The organism is Citrobacter sp. Cf132, from assembly GCF_030333885.1.
Taxonomy (GTDB): Bacteria; Pseudomonadota; Gammaproteobacteria; order Enterobacterales; family Enterobacteriaceae; genus Citrobacter; species Citrobacter freundii.
Genome location: NZ_JAOWFA010000049.1, coordinates 98,571 through 116,885, shown reverse-complemented (window position 1 = coordinate 116,885; position 18,315 = coordinate 98,571). Strand labels below are relative to the sequence as shown.

Genomic DNA, 18,315 nt, shown 5'->3' with positions numbered 1-18,315 from the left:
AATTCGAAAGATTAGTTGGCCGGGTAAGGCGTAGCCGCCCCCCGGCAACCCACAGCAAATTACAGGATGTTAGCGACAGATTTCGCCAACTGAGCTTCCAGAACCGGCTTCGCTTCTTCGAACTTCAGATTCACTTTGTTAGCATTAGACACGACGCGAGTCTGATATTTTGCACGATCGCCTTGCGCGCTGCTGGTTTGCAACTTGATACCGGATGTCCCTTGACGCAACGCCGCAACGTTATCCGTTGTCACTTTCGCTTTGCTGCGTTCAGAGATCTGCAGGTCAGTGACCATGGTGTAGTTTACGTCTTCCACCATCGCATCCGCAGCCATGCCGATCAGCCCCGCCGCGATACCAACACCCAGCGCCGCACCAGAGGAGTTGCTATTATAGGCGGTAATCCCCGCACCCAACGCTGCGCCCATCGCGGCACCTTCATAACCCGTTTTCAGGAAGCCCTGAGCTTCACGCAGATCCATTTTGTCCGCTTTCAATACGTTCGCCTGTACCCAGTAATAAGCGCTGTCTGGTGAACTGGTCACTTTATAACCTTTCGCGGACAGGTCATTTGCCAGCAGGGTTTGCAGGTTACTCATGTCTTTGTCAGAGGTATTTTTTACCTGAATGTAGACGGTCTTCTCGCTGGAAGGCTCCAGCCAGATGGTTTCACTCATCTGCGTTTTCACTTCAAGGTTACGTTTTTTAACGGCGGTGGTCATCGCGCCACAACCGGTCAGCGTCATTGTCGCGACAATCATGCCAACAACCGCGATTTTTTTTAAAGACATGTATTTTCCTTTTTTCGTGTAATAGAGAGTCCAGAGCCTCTTAACCGCGCGGCCAGTAGCCACACAATGGCGAAAAAAGTATCGGCAGTTGTGCAATTTTTTTTAGTGGAGATATCAATAAGATGACTACCAGAACTGGTAGCTTTCGGGAAAAAAACGCCTCCGAAGAGGCGTTTTCACAAAAGCGGGAAGATTACTTTTTCTTCGCTTTCGGGTTCGGCAGGTCGGTGATGCTACCTTCGAACACTTCAGCTGCCAGACCAACAGACTCGTGCAGAGTCGGGTGAGCGTGGATGGTCAGCGCGATGTCTTCAGCGTCACAGCCCATTTCGATCGCCAGACCGATTTCACCCAGCAGCTCGCCGCCGTTGGTACCGACAATCGCACCACCGATCACACGGTGAGATTCTTTGTCGAAAATCAGTTTGGTCATACCGTCTGCGCAGTCAGAAGCGATAGCACGGCCAGAAGCAGCCCACGGGAAGGTGGCGGTTTCGTAGCTGATGCCTTTTTCTTTCGCTTCTTTCTCAGTCAGGCCAACCCATGCAACTTCTGGTTCAGTGTACGCGATGGATGGAATAACTTTCGGATCGAAGTAGTGTTTCTTACCGGCGATAACTTCAGCGGCAACGTGACCTTCGTGAACACCTTTGTGCGCCAGCATCGGCTGACCGACGATATCGCCGATAGCAAAGATGTGCGGCACGTTGGTGCGCAGCTGTTTGTCAACGCGGATGAAGCCACGGTCATCAACTTCAACGCCAGCTTTGCCCGCATCGAGGTTTTTACCGTTCGGTACACGACCGATAGCTACCAGCACAGCATCGTAACGCTGAGCTTCGGCAGGGGCTTTTTTGCCTTCCATGGAAACGTAGATACCGTCTTCTTTCGCTTCAACGGCGGTCACTTTGGTTTCCAGCATCAGGTTGAATTTCTTGCTGATACGCTTGGTGAAGACTTTAACCACGTCTTTGTCGGCAGCTGGGATAACCTGGTCGAACATTTCAACCACGTCGATCTCTGAACCCAGCGCATGGTACACGGTACCCATTTCCAGACCGATAATACCGCCGCCCATAACCAGCAGGCGCTTAGGAACAGTTTTCAGTTCCAGCGCGTCAGTGGAGTCCCACACGCGCGGATCTTCGTGCGGAATGAAAGGCAGTTCGATCGGACGGGAACCCGCCGCGATGATCGCGTTGTCAAAGTTGATTACGGTTTTGCCGTTTTCGCCTTCAACTTCCAGGGTGTTCGCCCCAGTAAATTTACCCAGACCGTTAACCACTTTCACTTTACGGCCTTTGGCCATACCAGCCAGACCGCCAGTCAGTTGAGTGATAACTTTTTCTTTCCAGGTACGAATCTTGTCGATATCGGTTTTCGGCTCGCCAAAAACGATACCGTGTTCAGCCAGCGCTTTGGCTTCTTCGATAACTTTTGCTACGTGCAGCAGCGCTTTAGAAGGGATACAGCCGACGTTCAGACAAACACCACCGAGGGTGCTGTAACGTTCTACTATGACGGTCTCCAGACCTAAATCTGCGCAACGGAAGGCAGCAGAGTAACCTGCAGGGCCTGCCCCAAGTACCACGACCTGAGTTTTGATTTCAGTGCTCATCATGACCTCTTAATTTATACCCGTCGTCCACCGGGTCGTTCTATCCGCCCGTATTTTACAAAATTGTTAACAATTTTGAAACAACAAACGGCAACCGATTTGTCTTTCGCACAATAACCTCACTGACTTCATGAGATTACCAGAAAAAAGCCGGCCGTCGGGCCGGCTTTTTCGCTTACATCACCAGGCGGCGAATGTCAGACAGCATGTTGTTGATGATGGTGATAAAGCGCGCACCATCCGCACCGTCAATTACACGGTGGTCGAAGGAGAGCGAAATCGGCATCATCAGACGCGGCATAAACTCTTTACCGTTCCACACTGGCTCCATAGAGGACTTGGAGACACCGAGGATAGCCACTTCCGGCGCGTTCACAATCGGCGCGAAGTGGGTAGTACCCAGGCCACCGATGCTGGAGATGGTGAAGCAACCGCCCTGCATTTCGCCAGCAGTCAGCTTGCCATCACGCGCTTTCTTGGAGATCACGGTCAGTTCACGAGACAGCTCGGTAATGCTCTTCTTGTTCACGTCTTTGAAGACCGGAACAACCAGACCATTCGGAGTATCAACCGCTACACCGATGTTGATGTATTTCTTCAGGGTCAGGCGCTGACCGTCTTCAGACAGGGAGCTGTTAAAGCGCGGCATCTGTTCCAGAGCTGCGGCAACGGCTTTCATGATGAAGACTACTGGGGTAAATTTCACGTCCAGTTTACGTTTTTCAGCTTCGGCGTTCTGCTGTTTACGGAACGCCTCCAGATCGGTGATATCGGTCTTATCGAAGTGAGTAACGTGCGGGATCATCACCCAGTTACGGCTCAGGTTAGCACCAGAGATTTTCTGGATACGGCCCAGTTCCACTTCTTCGATTTCACCAAACTTGCTGAAGTCCACTTTCGGCCAAGGCAGCATGCCCGGGATACCGCCGCCTGCTGCTGCAGCCGGAGCCGCTTCAGCACGCTTGATAGCGTCTTTCACGTAAGCCTGAACGTCTTCACGCAGGATACGACCTTTACGGCCAGAACCTTTCACTTTCGCCAGGTTCACACCGAATTCGCGCGCCAGGCGACGAATCAGCGGTGTTGCATGAACGTAAGCGTCGTTTTCAGCAAACTCAGATTTGCCTTCCGCTTTCGCGGCCGGAGCTGCGGCTTGCGCAGGCGCTGGTGCTGCGGCCGGAGCCGGAGCAGCTGCTTGTGCTGGAGCGGCTGCAGGTGCTGCGCCTTCGACTTCGAAGACCATAATCAGAGAACCGGTTTTAACTTTGTCGCCGGTGCTGATTTTGATTTCTTTCACGGTGCCCGCGAACGGTGCCGGAACTTCCATTGACGCTTTATCGCCTTCAACGGTGATCAGTGATTGCTCAGCGGCAATTTTATCGCCCACTTTAACCATCACTTCAGTGACTTCGACTTCGTCACCGCCGATATCCGGTACGTTAACTTCTTTCGAGCCGGAAGCAGCCGGAGCCGCCGCTGCTGCTGGAGCAGCCGCCTGAGCCGGTGCAGCAGCAGGCGCTGCGCCCGCTACTTCGAAGACCATAATCAGGGAACCGGTAGACACTTTGTCGCCGGTGTTGATTTTGATCTCTTTAACGGTACCCGCGAACGGTGCCGGAACTTCCATTGACGCTTTGTCACCTTCAACGGTGATCAGAGACTGTTCAGCCGCAACGGTGTCGCCCACTTTAACCATGATCTCGGTAACTTCAACTTCGTCGCCGCCGATGTCCGGTACGTGTACGTCTTTCGCCGCCGCAGCAGCAGATGCTGCTGCCGGAGCCGCTTCTTTCTTCTCTTCTGCCGGAGCAGGTGCAGCTGCTGCTGCACCGTCGGCGGAATCGAAAATCATGATCAGTTTGCCGGTCTCAGTTTTATCGCCAACAGAGACTTTGATCTCTTTAACGATACCAGCCTGAGGAGACGGAACTTCCATAGAGGCTTTGTCGCCTTCTACGGTGATCAGCGACTGTTCAGCTTCAACTTTGTCGCCCACTTTGACCAGGATCTCGGTGATTTCAACTTCATCAGCCCCGATGTCCGGTACATTGATTTCGATAGCCATTATTCTTTTACCTCTTACGCCAGACGCGGGTTAACTTTATCTGCATCGATGTTGAATTTGGTGATTGCGTCTGCAACCACTTTCTTATCGATTTCGCCACGTTTAGCCAGTTCGCCCAGGGCCGCTACAACCACGTAGGAAGCATCAACTTCGAAGTGGTGACGCAGGTTTTCACGGCTGTCAGAGCGACCGAAACCGTCAGTACCCAGTACGCGATAATCATCAGCCGGTACATAAGTACGAACCTGTTCGGCAAACAGTTTCATATAGTCAGTAGATGCTACTGCCGGAGCGTCGTTCATCACCTGAGCGATGTACGGAACGCGCGGAGTTTCCATCGGGTGCAGCATGTTCCAGCGCTCACAATCCTGGCCATCACGCGCCAGTTCAGTGAAGGAGGTTACGCTGTAAACGTCAGACCCTACACCGTAGTCGTTCGCCAGGATCTGTGCTGCTTCACGGACGTGACGCAGGATAGAACCGGAGCCCAGCAGCTGAACTTTACCTTTCTTACCTTCGAGGGTTTCGAGTTTGTAGATACCTTTACGGATACCTTCCTCGGCACCTGCTGGCATTGCCGGCATGTGGTAGTTTTCGTTCAGCGTGGTGATGTAGTAGTAAACGTTCTCTTGTTTCTCACCGTACATACGCTCCAGACCATCGTGCATGATGACCGCAACTTCGTACGCGTAAGACGGATCGTAAGAGATACAGTTCGGGATAGTCAGAGACTGAATATGGCTGTGACCATCTTCGTGCTGCAGACCTTCACCGTTCAGCGTCGTACGACCGGAAGTACCACCAATCAGGAAGCCACGAGCCTGTTGGTCGCCTGCCTGCCAGCACAGGTCACCGATACGCTGGAACCCGAACATGGAGTAGTAGATGTAGAACGGAATCATCGGCAGATCGTTGGTGCTGTAAGAGGTCGCAGCAGCCAGCCAGGATGCGCCAGCACCCAGTTCGTTGATACCTTCCTGCAGGATCTGACCTTTCTCGTCTTCTTTATAGTAAGCAACCTGCTCACGGTCCTGCGGGGTGTACTGCTGACCGTTCGGGCTGTAGATACCGATCTGACGGAACAGACCTTCCATACCGAAAGTACGTGCTTCATCAGCGATGATCGGAACCAGACGATCTTTGATCGACTTGTTCTTCAGCATCACGTTCAGGGCACGAACGAAAGCGATAGTGGTGGAGATTTCTTTGTTCTGCTCTTCCAGCAGCGCACCGAAGTCTTCCAGAGCCGGCAGTTCCAGCTTCTCAGTGAAGTTCGGCTGACGAGCTGGCAGGTAGCCATGCAGTTTCTGACGCTGAGCGTGCAGATAAGTGTGCTCTTCAGAACCTTCCGGGAAGGTGATGTAAGACAGGTTTTCAACCTGCTCATCGGTCACAGGAACGTTGAAACGGTCGCGGATATAACGCACGCCGTCCATGTTCATTTTCTTAACCTGGTGAGCGATGTTTTTACCTTCAGCGGTGTCACCCATGCCGTAACCTTTGATGGTATGGGCGAGGATTACAGTTGCTTTGCCTTTGGTTTCCTGCGCTTTTTTCAGTGCAGCGTAAACTTTCTTCGGATCGTGACCACCGCGGTTCAGAGACCAAATCTGCTCATCAGTCCAGTCAGCAACCAGTGCTGCGGTTTCCGGGTATTTACCGAAGAAGTGCTCACGTACATATGCGCCATCTTTGGATTTGAAGGTCTGGTAGTCGCCGTCAACGGTTTCGTTCATCAGCTGGATCAGTTTACCGCTGGTGTCTTTACGCAGCAGCTCATCCCAACGACCGCCCCACATGACTTTGATAACGTTCCAGCCAGCGCCCGCGAAGATGCCTTCCAGTTCGTTAACAATCTTGCCGTTACCGGTTACCGGGCCGTCAAGACGCTGCAGGTTACAGTTGATAACAAAGACCAGGTTGTCCAGTTTTTCACGGGTCGCGATGGTGATCGCACCTTTTGATTCTGGCTCATCCATCTCGCCGTCGCCCAGGAAGGCGTAAACGGTTTGTTTAGAGGTATCTTTCAGACCACGGTGTTCCAGATATTTCAGGAATTTAGCCTGGTAGATAGCACCGATTGGGCCCAGACCCATAGATACGGTCGGGAACTGCCAGAATTCTGGCATCAGTTTCGGGTGCGGGTAGGAAGACAGACCTTTGCCATGTACTTCCTGACGGAAGTTGTTCATCTGCTCTTCAGTCAGACGACCTTCCAGGAATGCGCGTGCGTAGATGCCCGGAGAGATGTGACCCTGGAAGTACACCAGATCGCCGCCATCTTGCTCGTTGCGTGCACGGAAGAAGTGGTTGAAGCAAACATCATATACCGTTGCGGAGGACTGGAAGGATGCCATGTGGCCACCCAGCTCGAGGTCCTTTTTAGACGCGCGCAGTACGGTCATGATGGCGTTCCAACGGATAGCAGAACGAATACGACGTTCCAGCTCCAGATTGCCCGGGTATTCCGGTTCATCTTCAACGGCAATAGTGTTTACATAATTGCTGGCCCCTGCACCTGCCGCTACTTTCACGCCGCCTTTGCGGGCTTCTGAAAGCAGTTGGTCGATCAGATACTGAGCACGCTCAACACCTTCTTCACGGATGACCGATTCGATCGCCTGTAGCCAGTCGCGAGTTTCGATCGGATCCACGTCATTTGGGAAACGTTCTGACATGGGGGTATTCCTTATCTATCTAATACGTTGAGTTATCTGGAACCTGTCCCATTACGTTCTCGCCAGAGAGCGTAATAAGACAGGTTCTGCGTTTAGTTGCCGCGCACTTTATATGGCGCTTGATTTACAACATCTTCTGGTTAACGTTCTGCCAGAAAAATCACTAATTCTTTCGTTGCTCCAGACGGCGTAAGGCGCGTTCACGACGGCTTTCCTCACGGCTTCTGTCCAGCAGAATCTCTTCGATAAACGCCAGGTGACGGTGGGACGCTTCACGCGCCTCTTCCGGCTTCCCGGCAATAATTGCTTCAAAAATACGGGTACGGTGACTGCTAACCAGTGGCAGCATTTCACGACGCGCATACAGCAATTCGAAGTTTTGCCGAACGTTCTGGGCCAGCATCGGCTCCATACACCTTAGCAAATGGAGCAGCACCACATTATGTGCCGCTTCGGTGACAGCAATTTGATACTGGAGTACTGCATCAGATTCACCGTCAAGATCGCCGGACTGTTGAGCAAGCTCGATCGCATGGTGGAGTTCACGGATACGCGTTTTGTCTTCATCCGTGCTGCGCAGTGCAGCGTAATAAGCTGCAATACCTTCCAGCGCATGGCGCGTCTCAAGCAGGTCAAACTGGGATTCAGGATGGTCGGAGAGCAGCTCTACCAGTGGGTCGCTAAAGCTCTGCCACAGGCTGCTCTGAACAAAAGTGCCACCGCCCTGACGACGAAGCAGTAACCCCTTCGCTTCAAGGCGTTGGATCGCCTCGCGTAAGGAGGGGCGGGAGACGTCGAACTGTTTTGCCAGCTCGCGTTCCGGTGGGAGTTTTTCTCCGGGGCGAAGTGTCCCCTCAAGAATTAAAAACTCCAGCTGCTGCTCAATCACATCGGAGAGTTTTGGTTGGCGGATTTTGCTGTAGGCCATGATTTCCTGTCTTAAGCCATTTGCCCGGAGTCAATTGGTCTTACCAATTTCATGTTCTTGACGCTAAAGTAACAAAGTATTCACCTTCTGTCCATACAGGTTTTGATTGAAATCAGTAAAGGAGGCATATTTTAACAACATTACAGAAATAACGTTTCAAACATGTAACTATGCACAAATGTTAAATTTACCCACCTCGAGGTAGTTTTAACGGAATTGAAACGAAAAATTATCTCATCTGAACCGATTCACCTGCTTATTTATCGATACTTAAATCACTATTAATGAATAGAAATTCAAAATAGAAATTTTGTGGTAGATAAACTCGCATTTACAAATGGTTTCTTTTTATTCAACTCGTCATCTCCCCCGCATAAAGCAGGTGCATTCGCGCTCACATATCATTATTCTGATCAAGACAAAAGCATTAAGGCAACATTTCATTAAAAGCATCTGTAAACAAATTAATACAACAAACGGAATTGCAAACTTACACACGCATTGCTGCGTAGTTCAAAAAATAAGTACTCGAAATATGAAGAGTAAAACCACACACGAGGTTTCATGATGGAAAGTCAACAGCATGGCGATCAGCTCAAGCGCGGTCTTAAGAACCGCCATATACAGCTAATCGCGCTGGGTGGCGCGATTGGTACCGGGTTATTCCTCGGTAGCGCATCCGTTATCCAGTCTGCAGGACCGGGTATTATTCTGGGTTACGCTATTGCCGGCTTTATCGCCTTTTTGATTATGCGTCAGTTAGGTGAAATGGTGGTTGAAGAGCCGGTAGCAGGCTCCTTTAGCCACTTTGCTTATAAATACTGGGGCAGTTTCGCGGGTTTCGCCTCTGGCTGGAACTACTGGGTACTGTACGTGCTGGTTGCCATGGCTGAGCTGACTGCAGTCGGTAAATATATCCAGTTCTGGTACCCGGAGATCCCAACCTGGGCCTCTGCTGCAGCCTTCTTCGTGATTATCAACGCCATTAACCTGACCAACGTGAAAGTGTTTGGTGAGATGGAGTTCTGGTTCGCCATTATTAAAGTCATTGCTGTCGTCGCGATGATCATCTTCGGCGGCTGGCTGCTGTTCAGCGGCAACGGCGGGCCGCAGGCCAGCGTCAGCAACCTGTGGAACCAGGGGGGCTTCCTGCCGCATGGTTTCACCGGTCTGGTGATGATGATGGCGATTATCATGTTCTCTTTCGGTGGACTGGAGCTGGTTGGGATCACCGCAGCAGAAGCGGATAACCCGGAGCAAAGCATTCCCAAAGCAACCAACCAGGTTATCTACCGTATCCTGATTTTCTATGTGGGTTCGCTGGCGGTTCTGCTTTCCCTGATGCCGTGGACGCGCGTTACGGCTGATACCAGCCCGTTTGTCCTTATTTTCCACGAACTGGGCGACACGTTTGTTGCTAATGCCCTGAACATCGTGGTGCTGACTGCTGCCCTTTCTGTCTATAACAGCTGTGTGTACTGCAACAGCCGTATGCTGTTCGGTCTGGCACAGCAGGGCAATGCGCCGAAAGCGCTGATGAACGTCGACAAACGCGGCGTGCCGGTGAACACCATTCTGGTTTCCGCACTGGTGACGGCTCTGTGCGTGCTTATCAACTACCTGGCGCCAGAATCTGCCTTTGGCCTGTTGATGGCGCTGGTAGTTTCCGCACTGGTGATCAACTGGGCAATGATTAGCCTTGCGCACATGAAGTTCCGCAAAGCCAAACAGCAGCAGGGTGTTACCACCCGCTTCCCGGCGCTGCTCTATCCGCTGGGTAACTGGGTGTGCCTGATTTTCATGGCTGCAGTACTGGTGATTATGCTGATGACGCCGGGCATGGCGATCTCGGTGTACTTAATCCCGGTATGGATTGCTATTCTTGGCATTGGTTACCTGTTCAAACAGAAAACGGCCGGCACGGTTAAAGCACATTAATTTTTCCTCCCCCACCTACGCCAGGTGGGGGTTGTTACCTGCCTCACACTTTCCCACTCACGACTGTTTAGTCCATATCAGCGGCGTTATCCTGCAACGCAAAAACACCGGTGCCAGACAATAATTCTCTCCATATCTCATTCATGGAGTGCAGTTGATGGAAACCAGTAAGCTCACGGTGAAAGAAAAGATTGGCTATGGAATGGGCGACGCCGGATGCAACATCATCTTTGGCGCCATCATGTTGTTTGTTAACTATTTTTACACAGACATTTTTGGTCTGGCGCCTGCTCTGGTCGGCGTATTACTGCTCTCAGTACGCGTTATTGATGCCGTTACTGATCCCATTATGGGCGCAATGGCCGACCGTACGCGCAGCAAATATGGTCGATTTCGTCCATGGCTTTTGTGGATGGCTTTCCCGTACGCATTATTCAGCGTACTGATGTTTACCACCCCAGAATGGACATATAACAGCAAAGTTATCTATGCTTTTGTCACTTACTTCCTGCTCTCTATCACCTATACGGCGATCAATATCCCCTATTGCTCTCTCGGCAGCGTCATCACCAACGATCCGCAAGAACGCGTCGCCTGCCAGTCATATCGCTTTGTATTGGTAGGCATTGCAACTCTGCTGCTGTCACTCACCCTGCTCCCCATGGCCGACTGGTTCGGCGGGGAAGACAAAGCCAAAGGGTATCAAATGGCGATGGCGGTACTGGCCTTCATCGGCATGTGTATGTTCCTGTTCTGCTTTGCAACCGTCCGTGAACGTGTACGCCCTGCTGTCCAGACCAGTGACGATTTAAAAGCCGATCTAAAAGACGTGTGGAAGAACGATCAGTGGGTAAAAATTCTGCTGTTAACCCTGTGCAACGTCTGTCCGGGTTTTATTCGCATGGCTGCCACCATGTACTACGTGACCTGGGTTATGCAGCAGAGTACACAATTTGCGACGTTGTTTATCAGCCTTGGCGTTGTAGGCATGATGATCGGCAGCATGTTGGCGAAGGTGTTAACCGATCGCTGGTGCAAACTGAAAGTGTTCTTCTGGACCAATATCATCCTGGCGATTTTCTCCGCCGCGTTTTACTTCTTCGATCCGAAAGCCACCATGATGATTATGGTGCTCTACTTCCTGCTCAACATCCTGCATCAGATCCCATCCCCGCTGCACTGGTCGCTGATGGCGGATGTCGATGACTATGGCGAGTGGAAAACCGGTAAACGTATCACCGGAATCAGCTTCTCCGGTAACCTGTTCTTCCTGAAACTGGGTCTGGCGATTGCCGGAGCGATGGTCGGCTTCCTGCTCTCCTGGTACGGCTACGACGCTGGGGCGAAAGCGCAAAGCGACTCCGCCATTAACGGTATTATGCTGCTGTTTACCATCATACCTGGCGCAGGCTACCTGATTACTGCAGGCGTGGTTCGTCTGCTGAAAGTTGACCGCGAGTTTATGCAGCAAATCCAGACAGATTTAGAAAAGCGCCGCGCCAACTACCGTGAACTGAATGAATACCACGATATAAAAACGACTGAAACCGTAAGGAAAGCCTAATGAATCAGTGGCCAAATCCCTTTATTGAACAGCGTGCCGATCCGTTTATCTTACGTGACGGTAGCCACTACTATTTCATTGCTTCAGTACCTGAATATGACCGGCTGGAGATACGCCGGGCCGACTCGCTGGAAGGGTTGCGCACCGCCGCCCCGGTTATCATCTGGCGCAAGCCAGAAAGCGGCCCCATGAGCCAACTCATCTGGGCGCCCGAAATCCATCATCTGGCAGGCAAGTGGTACATCTATTTTGCCGCCACCCACACACAGTCGCTCGACAAGCTGGGGATGTTCCAGCATCGCATGTTTGCGCTCGAATGTGCCGACACCGATCCGCTGACCGGAAAGTGGACGGAGAAAGGTCAGATTAAAACGCAGTTTGATACCTTTGCGCTCGATGCCACCACCTTTAACCATCAGGGAAAACAGTGGTATCTATGGGCGCAGAAATCGCCCGATATCGCCGGAAACTCCAATATCTATCTCGCAGAACTGGAAAATCCATGGACGATTAAAGGCGAGCCGGTCATGCTAAGCCATCCTGAATATGACTGGGAATGCCGGGGTTTTTGGGTCAACGAAGGTCCTGCCGTCATGGTTCACGGCGACAAGTTGTTTATCAGCTATTCCGCCAGCGCTACTGATGAGAACTACTGTATGGGATTATTGTGGATTGACTTAGACGCAGATCCGCTCAACCCGCAGAACTGGCACAAATCACCGCGCCCGGTCTTTACCACCAGCTATGAAAACCGCCAGTTTGGGCCAGGACACAACAGCTTTACGCAAACGCCAGAAGGTGAAGATGTGCTGGTGTATCACGCGAGAAATTACACCGAAATCGAGGGCGATCCGCTGTACGACCCAAACCGCCACACTCGTCTGAAGCTCGTGCGTTGGGACGAAAACGGCATGCCAGATTTTGGCATCCCGCCTGCTGATACGAACTAAACCGTTGCACTGCCCGGTGGCGCTAACGCTTACCGGGCCTACACGTTTTTCAATTGTAGGCCGGATAAGCGTTAGCGCCATCCGGCACAACGCTATACTAATGCCCCATAAATGGTCAGCAACGCAATAATCACCACCACCACAAACGAGGTCTTCTTCGCCATCGAAACAGCCGCTTTTGGCGTTTCGACTTTATCGGTATGAGGTTCGCGCGCCAGCGAGAACTGCGCCAGACGCGTAAGCACCTGATATTGCGACGTGTGCAGATCAGCAAGCGACGCAAACCAGGCTGGCAACGCCTTCTCGCCGTGTCCCAGCAGCGAATAGACCACGCCCGCCAGACGCACCGGGATCCAGTCCAGCACATGCAGGATCGCATCAATACCCGATTGCAGACGCTGGTGCGGTGTCTGGTAACGCGCCAGCCAGGACTGCCAGGCACGTAAAAAGGCATAACCAACCAGCGTCACAGGTCCCCACGGGCCACCGACAATCAGCCAGAATAACGGCGCCAGGTAAAAGCGAAAGTTGTTCCATAACAGCGCGTTCTGCAGTTCACGCAGGAACTCACGCTCATCACAGTCCGGCGGAACACCATGGATAAGCGTCAGCTCGCTGGCCATCGCCTCACGAGCGTGAGCATCATCGCGAGCAGCCGCGTTCAGGTAAGCGTGATAGTGAAGGCGTGCCTTGCCTGCGCCGATGCACAGCAAGCCAATTAAGATCCACGCCACCAGCAACGGAACGTTAAACAGCAGCCCATGAAGTGCGCGCAGTAGCAGAAACGTCACTCCCATCGCAATAAGAGTCATGCCTACCGTACGCATCATCGAGAAATGCTTAATCCGGCGGAAAAAAGCTTCAACCCGGTGATCAAGCTGCCAGTGCTCACCCAGCTTAAACAGGCGTTCAACAATCAACACCAGTAATGTTGTAAACAGCGTCATGTCATCTCCTTGTGCGACGAGGGGGTGACCAGGGCGCGAAACCTTGCCCAGTCAAATGAGGGCCCGGGATCGGTCTTACGCTCGGGCGCAATATTGCAATGTCCTGTCATATTGTTAGCAATAGCCGGATAACGCGTAATCAGGGCATTGGTCACGGCTGCTAGTTGCTGGTACTGCGCGTCGGTATAGGCCAGCGTATCCGTCCCTTCCAGCTCAATACCAATTGAGAAATCATTACAGCGTTCACGGCCCTGATAGCTCGAGACGCCGGCATGCCAGGCGCGTTTATCAAAGGGGACATACTGCACGATTTCACCATCACGGCGAATTAAACAATGGGCCGAAACGCGCAAATGGGCGATTCCGGCAAAATAAGGATGGGCGTTGGGATCAATCGTGCCAGTGAACAGCGCGTCTATCCACGGGCCGCCAAACTCGCCGGGCGGCAGGCTGATATTATGCACCACCAGCAGAGAAGGGTTTTCGTCATCCGGGCGGCAATCGTAATGCGGAGAGGGAACGCGTCGCGCCTCTGCCAGCCAGCCCTCGTCTAACAACATGCAGAATCTCCTTATTGGTGGTGCTCATATCAGGTTCAGGGTAGCATGTTTCCACCTTATGATTCGTTAGCAATTTGGAGTTTTATCATGCCGCCTCGCCGCTATAACCCTGACTACCGACGTGACGCGCTGTTGGAACGCATAAATCTCGATATCCCTGCCGCTGTCGCTCAGGCGCTGCGTGAAGATTTAGGCGGAGAAGTTGATGCCAATAACGATATCACCGCACAGCTTTTACCCGAAGACATGCGCTCCCACGCTACCGTAATTACCCGCGAAGATGGCGTTTTTTGTGGGAAACGTTGGGTGGAAGAGGTCTTTATTCAACTGGCTGGCGATGATGTAAACATCACCTGGCATGTCGAAGATGGCGACAGCATTAAGGCTAATCAGCCACTGTTTGAACTGGACGGCCCTTCCCGCGTGTTACTGACCGGTGAACGTACCGCGCTTAATTTTGTGCAGACGCTTTCAGGTGTAGCAAGCGAGGTGCGTAAATACGTCGACCTGTTAGCGGGGACCAAGACCCAACTGCTGGATACGCGTAAAACCCTGCCAGGGCTGCGTACCGCGCTAAAATACGCCGTATTGTGCGGCGGCGGTGCGAATCATCGTTTGGGGCTGTCCGACGCTTTCCTGATTAAAGAAAACCACATTATTGCTTCCGGCTCGGTACGTCAGGCCGTAGAAAAAGCATTCTGGTTGCACCCAGATGTGCCGGTTGAAGTCGAAGTAGAAAGCCTGAATGAGCTGGACGACGCGCTGAAAGCCGGAGCCGACATCATCATGCTCGATAACTTCGAAACCGACCAAATGCGCGAAGCGGTAAAACGCACAAACGGCCAGGCGCGTCTGGAAGTCTCGGGCAATGTCACCCATGAAACGCTGCGCGAATTTGCCGAAACCGGCGTGGATTTCATCTCTGTTGGCGCGCTGACCAAACATGTTCGCGCACTCGATCTCTCCATGCGTTTTCGCTAATTGCTGATTGTATTGCCCGATGGTGCTTCGCTTATCGGGCATCCTACACAGGTTTATTCTGTAAGCCGGATACGGCATTTACGCCGCCATCCGGCAGTTTCTGCGAGCCTCTTAGCAAATACATTGTCTGATTCTGTAATTTCGTAAAAGTCCTCGGAATCCGCCTTCCCATTCTGTTTTTTGTCTCTCGCCGTCCTCCCGTCGGTTTGCCAAAGTAGCGCCAGCAAACTCAAGGAGTGAACAATGAACAAGCAACGAGGCTTTACGCTTATCGAACTCATGGTGGTGATTGGCATTATTGCCATTCTTAGCGCCATCGGTATTCCGGCATATCAAAACTATCTGCGCAAGGCCGCGCTGACAGACATGCTGCAAACCTTTGTCCCCTATCGCACAGCGGTTGAGCTCTGTGCACTGGAGCATGGAGGAACAGATACCTGCGATGCCGGAACGAATGGTATTCCCACGCCAACAACTACCCGTTACGTCTCAGCCATGAGCATTGAAAAAGGCGTTGTCAGCCTTAGTGGGCAGGAAAGCCTGAACGGGTTAAGCATCACCATGACGCCGGCTTGGGACAATGCCAACGGCATTACCGGTTGGAACCGTAACTGCATCATCCAGAACGACAGCGCATTGCAGCAGGCCTGTGAAGATGTTTTCCGCTTCAATACCCACTAAGGAACAGAGATGAATACCACCCAGCTTACAGCGCTATGCCAACGTTATCAGGGAATATTACTGGATGCAGACAATGAAGTGGTGCATATCGCCGTCGTAGACGCCCCATCACACGAACTGCTGGATGCACTGCATTTTGCCACCCCCCGGCGCATCGACATTGTCTGCTGGACACGTCAGCAAATGGAAGGCCACACGCATACACCGCAGAAAATGCTCCCTGCAGTAGTCACAAAAAGCAGCGCCAGCGCAGCAGACTTGCTGAATCAGACGTTTCATTCCGCTCTGGAGAAACGGGCTTCTGATATTCATTTTGAGCCAGCGGAAAATCACTATCGGATCAGATTACGTGTGGATGGAGTACTCCACGCTTTACCGGAAGTCACGACCGAGATGGGCATTGCCATCACCGCGAGGTTAAAAGTATTAGGCAGTCTGGATATTGCCGAGCATCGGCTTCCACAAGACGGACAATTTACCGTTGAGATTTCAGGAGAACCTATCTCGTTTCGCATCGCCACCCTGCCCTGTCGCTACGGCGAAAAAGTCGTGTTGAGGCTACTTCATCAGGTCGAGCAGTCACTGGAGATCGCCGCACTGGGAATGCATGACGCGCAGCTGGCCGCATTTTCGCAAGCCTTGCAGCAGCCTCAGGGGCTGATTCTGGTTACCGGGCCTACCGGAAGCGGTAAAACGGTCACACTGTACAGTGCGCTGCAAACCCGAAACACGCCAGATGTTAATCTCTGTAGCGTGGAAGATCCGGTAGAGATCCCGATCACAGGCATCAACCAGACGCAAATTCACCCACGCGCCGGTTTGACTTTTCAGGGAGTCTTACGTGCTCTGTTGCGCCAGGATCCCGACATTATCATGGTGGGTGAAATCCGCGATGGTGAAACAGCAGAAATAGCCCTTAAAGCCGCACAAACCGGTCATCTGGTTCTTTCTACGCTGCATACCAATTCCACCAGTGAAACGCTGGTGCGTCTGCAACAAATGGGGGTTGCACGCTGGATGATCGCCTCCGCGCTGACGCTCGTCATTGCACAGCGATTGGTCAGAAAGTTGTGCCCCCATTGCCGACAACGTCAGAGTACGCCTATCACACTCCCGAAAGCTGTCTGGCCTACACCACTACCGAATTGGCAGGCCCCTGGCTGCAAACATTGTTATCACGGATTTTATGGCCATACGGCATTGTTTGAAGTACTCCCTGTTACTCCGGCATTACGTCAGAGTATTGCCAGTGACGCCCCCGTAGACGGAGTGGAACCTGATGCTCAGCTATCAGGGAGAACGCTTTTCGAGAATGGCTGTCAGGCCGTCGAGCAAGGATTAACGACATTTGAAGAGCTGATTCGTGTACTGGGCATGCCTCATGTCCGCTAAACAGCTTTGGCGCTGGCAAGGCATTAACAACAAAGGTAAATCGCTGGAAGGTACACTATGGGCCGATACCCGACCGTCATTAATGCTGGCTCTTGAGAAACAACAGATTACGCCGCTACGCATTAAGCGTATGCGTGTCAAAACCTCGCACTGGAGCCGTACAAGAAGTGCCGAAACCATACACCAGTTGGCGACATTGCTAAAAGCAGGGTTAACGCTCTCAGCAGGGCTAGCTCTGCTTGCTGAACAGCATCCCAGCAGTCAATGGCAGGCGCTACTGCGTACGCTGGCTTACGATATGGAACAGGGCATTACCCTCTCCACCTCGCTATCACAATGGCAACACGTTTTTCCGCCCCTTTACCAGGCAATGATCCGCACCGGAGAGCTTACGGGTAAGCTGGACGACTGCTGTTTTGAACTCGCCTACCAGCAAAAGAAACAACAGCAACTTGCTGATAAAGTTAAAAAAGCCCTGCGTTATCCGCTTATCATCATCACAATGGCGGTGTTGGTCGTATTTGCGATGTTGCAGTTTGTACTCCCTGAGTTTGCCGCCATCTACCAGACATTCAACACCCCGCTACCGGCCCTCACTCAGTGGATTATTACCATCGCACACTATAGCAGCCAATGGGGATGGCTGGCGGTAGCACTTGGCCTGGTAGCGGTTGCGGCACATCATTTGATAAATCAGAAACCGTACTGGCTCGTTCTGCGCCAGAAATTGCTGCTCAGCCTCCCGGTCATAGGGCCGATGGTGAGAGGGCAAAAGCTCACGCAGATCTTCACCGTTCTGGCGTTAACGCAAAATGCGGGCATTCCCTTTTTGCAGGGTCTTGAGAGCGTTACCGAAACGCTGGCTAACCCTTTCTGGTCGCAGCGTTTAGCGCTGGTTCAGCACGACATTAGCGCCGGAAAGCCGGTCTGGTTAGCGCTTAAAAATAGCGGTGAATTTAGCCCATTGTGCATACAGCTGGTCCGAACTGGTGAAGCTTCCGGCTCGCTGGATGCAATGCTGCGCAATCTCGCGCATCACCATGGTGAGAAAACCCTGGCTCAAGCTGAGAATTTGGCTGCATTACTTGAGCCTGCGTTGCTGGTCATCACGGGGCTTATCATCGGTACGCTGGTTGTCGCGATGTATTTACCGATTTTCCATTTGGGAGATGCGATGAGCGGAGTGGGATAAATTCAAATGCCGGATGGCGACGTAACGCCA

14 protein-coding genes are annotated in these 18,315 nt (G+C 52.2%); 7 read left to right on the top strand and 7 right to left on the bottom strand.

The genetic code is table 11. From position 1 onward, the window contains the following. Positions 1 to 59: 59 nt before the first annotated feature. The 5 genes from traT to pdhR all read right to left on the bottom strand — a co-directional run bounded on the left by traT (position 60) and on the right by pdhR (position 8,080). A complete protein-coding gene (traT, locus tag OGV85_RS08115; RefSeq protein ID WP_003837465.1) occupies positions 60 to 791 on the bottom strand; it encodes a complement resistance protein TraT in 732 nt (243 codons plus the stop codon). 193 nt (positions 792 to 984) lie between these two features. Next, positions 985 to 2,409, bottom strand: coding sequence for a dihydrolipoyl dehydrogenase (gene lpdA, locus OGV85_RS08110; protein ID WP_003018686.1), 1,425 nt, complete (start codon positions 2,407 to 2,409; stop codon positions 985 to 987). A gap of 175 nt (positions 2,410 to 2,584) precedes the next feature. Further along, entirely contained in the window at positions 2,585 to 4,474 is a 1,890-nt protein-coding gene (gene aceF, locus OGV85_RS08105; RefSeq protein WP_061547750.1) for a pyruvate dehydrogenase complex dihydrolipoyllysine-residue acetyltransferase, read from the bottom strand. Between the two features lie 14 nt (positions 4,475 to 4,488). Further along, positions 4,489 to 7,152, bottom strand: a complete 2,664-nt coding sequence (gene aceE / locus OGV85_RS08100) for a pyruvate dehydrogenase (acetyl-transferring), homodimeric type (protein WP_003837462.1) — start codon at positions 7,150 to 7,152, stop codon at positions 4,489 to 4,491. Between the two features lie 163 nt (positions 7,153 to 7,315). After that, on the bottom strand, positions 7,316 to 8,080 hold the full coding sequence (gene pdhR / locus OGV85_RS08095; protein ID WP_003018699.1) for a pyruvate dehydrogenase complex transcriptional repressor PdhR: 765 nt from the start codon (positions 8,078 to 8,080) through the stop codon (positions 7,316 to 7,318). Positions 8,081 to 8,644: 564 nt separating this feature from the next. Between pdhR and aroP the strand changes: the two genes are divergently transcribed. The 3 genes from aroP to OGV85_RS08080 all read left to right on the top strand — a co-directional run bounded on the left by aroP (position 8,645) and on the right by OGV85_RS08080 (position 12,532). Continuing rightward, entirely contained in the window at positions 8,645 to 10,018 is a 1,374-nt protein-coding gene (gene aroP / locus OGV85_RS08090) for an aromatic amino acid transporter AroP (RefSeq protein WP_085951556.1), read from the top strand. A gap of 157 nt (positions 10,019 to 10,175) precedes the next feature. Then, positions 10,176 to 11,582: a glycoside-pentoside-hexuronide (GPH):cation symporter gene (locus OGV85_RS08085; protein ID WP_061547749.1), complete on the top strand. Its 1,407-nt coding sequence runs from the start codon at positions 10,176 to 10,178 to the stop codon at positions 11,580 to 11,582. Then, positions 11,582 to 12,532 (top strand): glycoside hydrolase family 43 protein, encoded by a 951-nt coding sequence (locus tag OGV85_RS08080; protein WP_044712919.1) that lies wholly within the window; start codon positions 11,582 to 11,584, stop codon positions 12,530 to 12,532. The genes OGV85_RS08085 and OGV85_RS08080 overlap by 1 nt, the downstream gene beginning before the upstream one ends. A 92-nt stretch (positions 12,533 to 12,624) precedes the next feature. Here OGV85_RS08080 and ampE read toward each other — a convergent pair whose 3' ends face one another. Both ampE and ampD read right to left on the bottom strand, forming a co-directional pair. Further along, positions 12,625 to 13,479 (bottom strand): beta-lactamase regulator AmpE, encoded by an 855-nt coding sequence (gene ampE, locus OGV85_RS08075; protein ID WP_016149558.1) that lies wholly within the window; start codon positions 13,477 to 13,479, stop codon positions 12,625 to 12,627. Further along, positions 13,476 to 14,039: a 1,6-anhydro-N-acetylmuramyl-L-alanine amidase AmpD gene (ampD, locus tag OGV85_RS08070; RefSeq protein ID WP_003018719.1), complete on the bottom strand. Its 564-nt coding sequence runs from the start codon at positions 14,037 to 14,039 to the stop codon at positions 13,476 to 13,478. Before ampD ends, ampE begins: the two co-directional genes overlap by 4 nt. A gap of 87 nt (positions 14,040 to 14,126) precedes the next feature. Between ampD and nadC the strand changes: the two genes are divergently transcribed. The 4 genes from nadC to hofC all read left to right on the top strand — a co-directional run bounded on the left by nadC (position 14,127) and on the right by hofC (position 18,285). Next, complete coding sequence (gene nadC / locus OGV85_RS08065) at positions 14,127 to 15,020, top strand: carboxylating nicotinate-nucleotide diphosphorylase (protein WP_032948531.1); 894 nt, start codon at positions 14,127 to 14,129, stop codon at positions 15,018 to 15,020. Positions 15,021 to 15,263: 243 nt separating this feature from the next. Then, positions 15,264 to 15,701: a prepilin peptidase-dependent pilin gene (gene ppdD / locus OGV85_RS08060; RefSeq protein WP_061548357.1), complete on the top strand. Its 438-nt coding sequence runs from the start codon at positions 15,264 to 15,266 to the stop codon at positions 15,699 to 15,701. Positions 15,702 to 15,710: 9 nt separating this feature from the next. Then, positions 15,711 to 17,093 carry a type II secretion system protein GspE gene (gene gspE / locus OGV85_RS08055; protein WP_061548358.1) on the top strand — a complete coding sequence of 461 codons (1,383 nt, stop codon included), beginning with the start codon at positions 15,711 to 15,713 and terminating at the stop codon, positions 17,091 to 17,093. Then, complete coding sequence (gene hofC / locus OGV85_RS08050; protein WP_003845748.1) at positions 17,083 to 18,285, top strand: protein transport protein HofC; 1,203 nt, start codon at positions 17,083 to 17,085, stop codon at positions 18,283 to 18,285. The genes gspE and hofC overlap by 11 nt, the downstream gene beginning before the upstream one ends. The last annotated feature ends 30 nt before the right edge of the window (positions 18,286 to 18,315 follow it).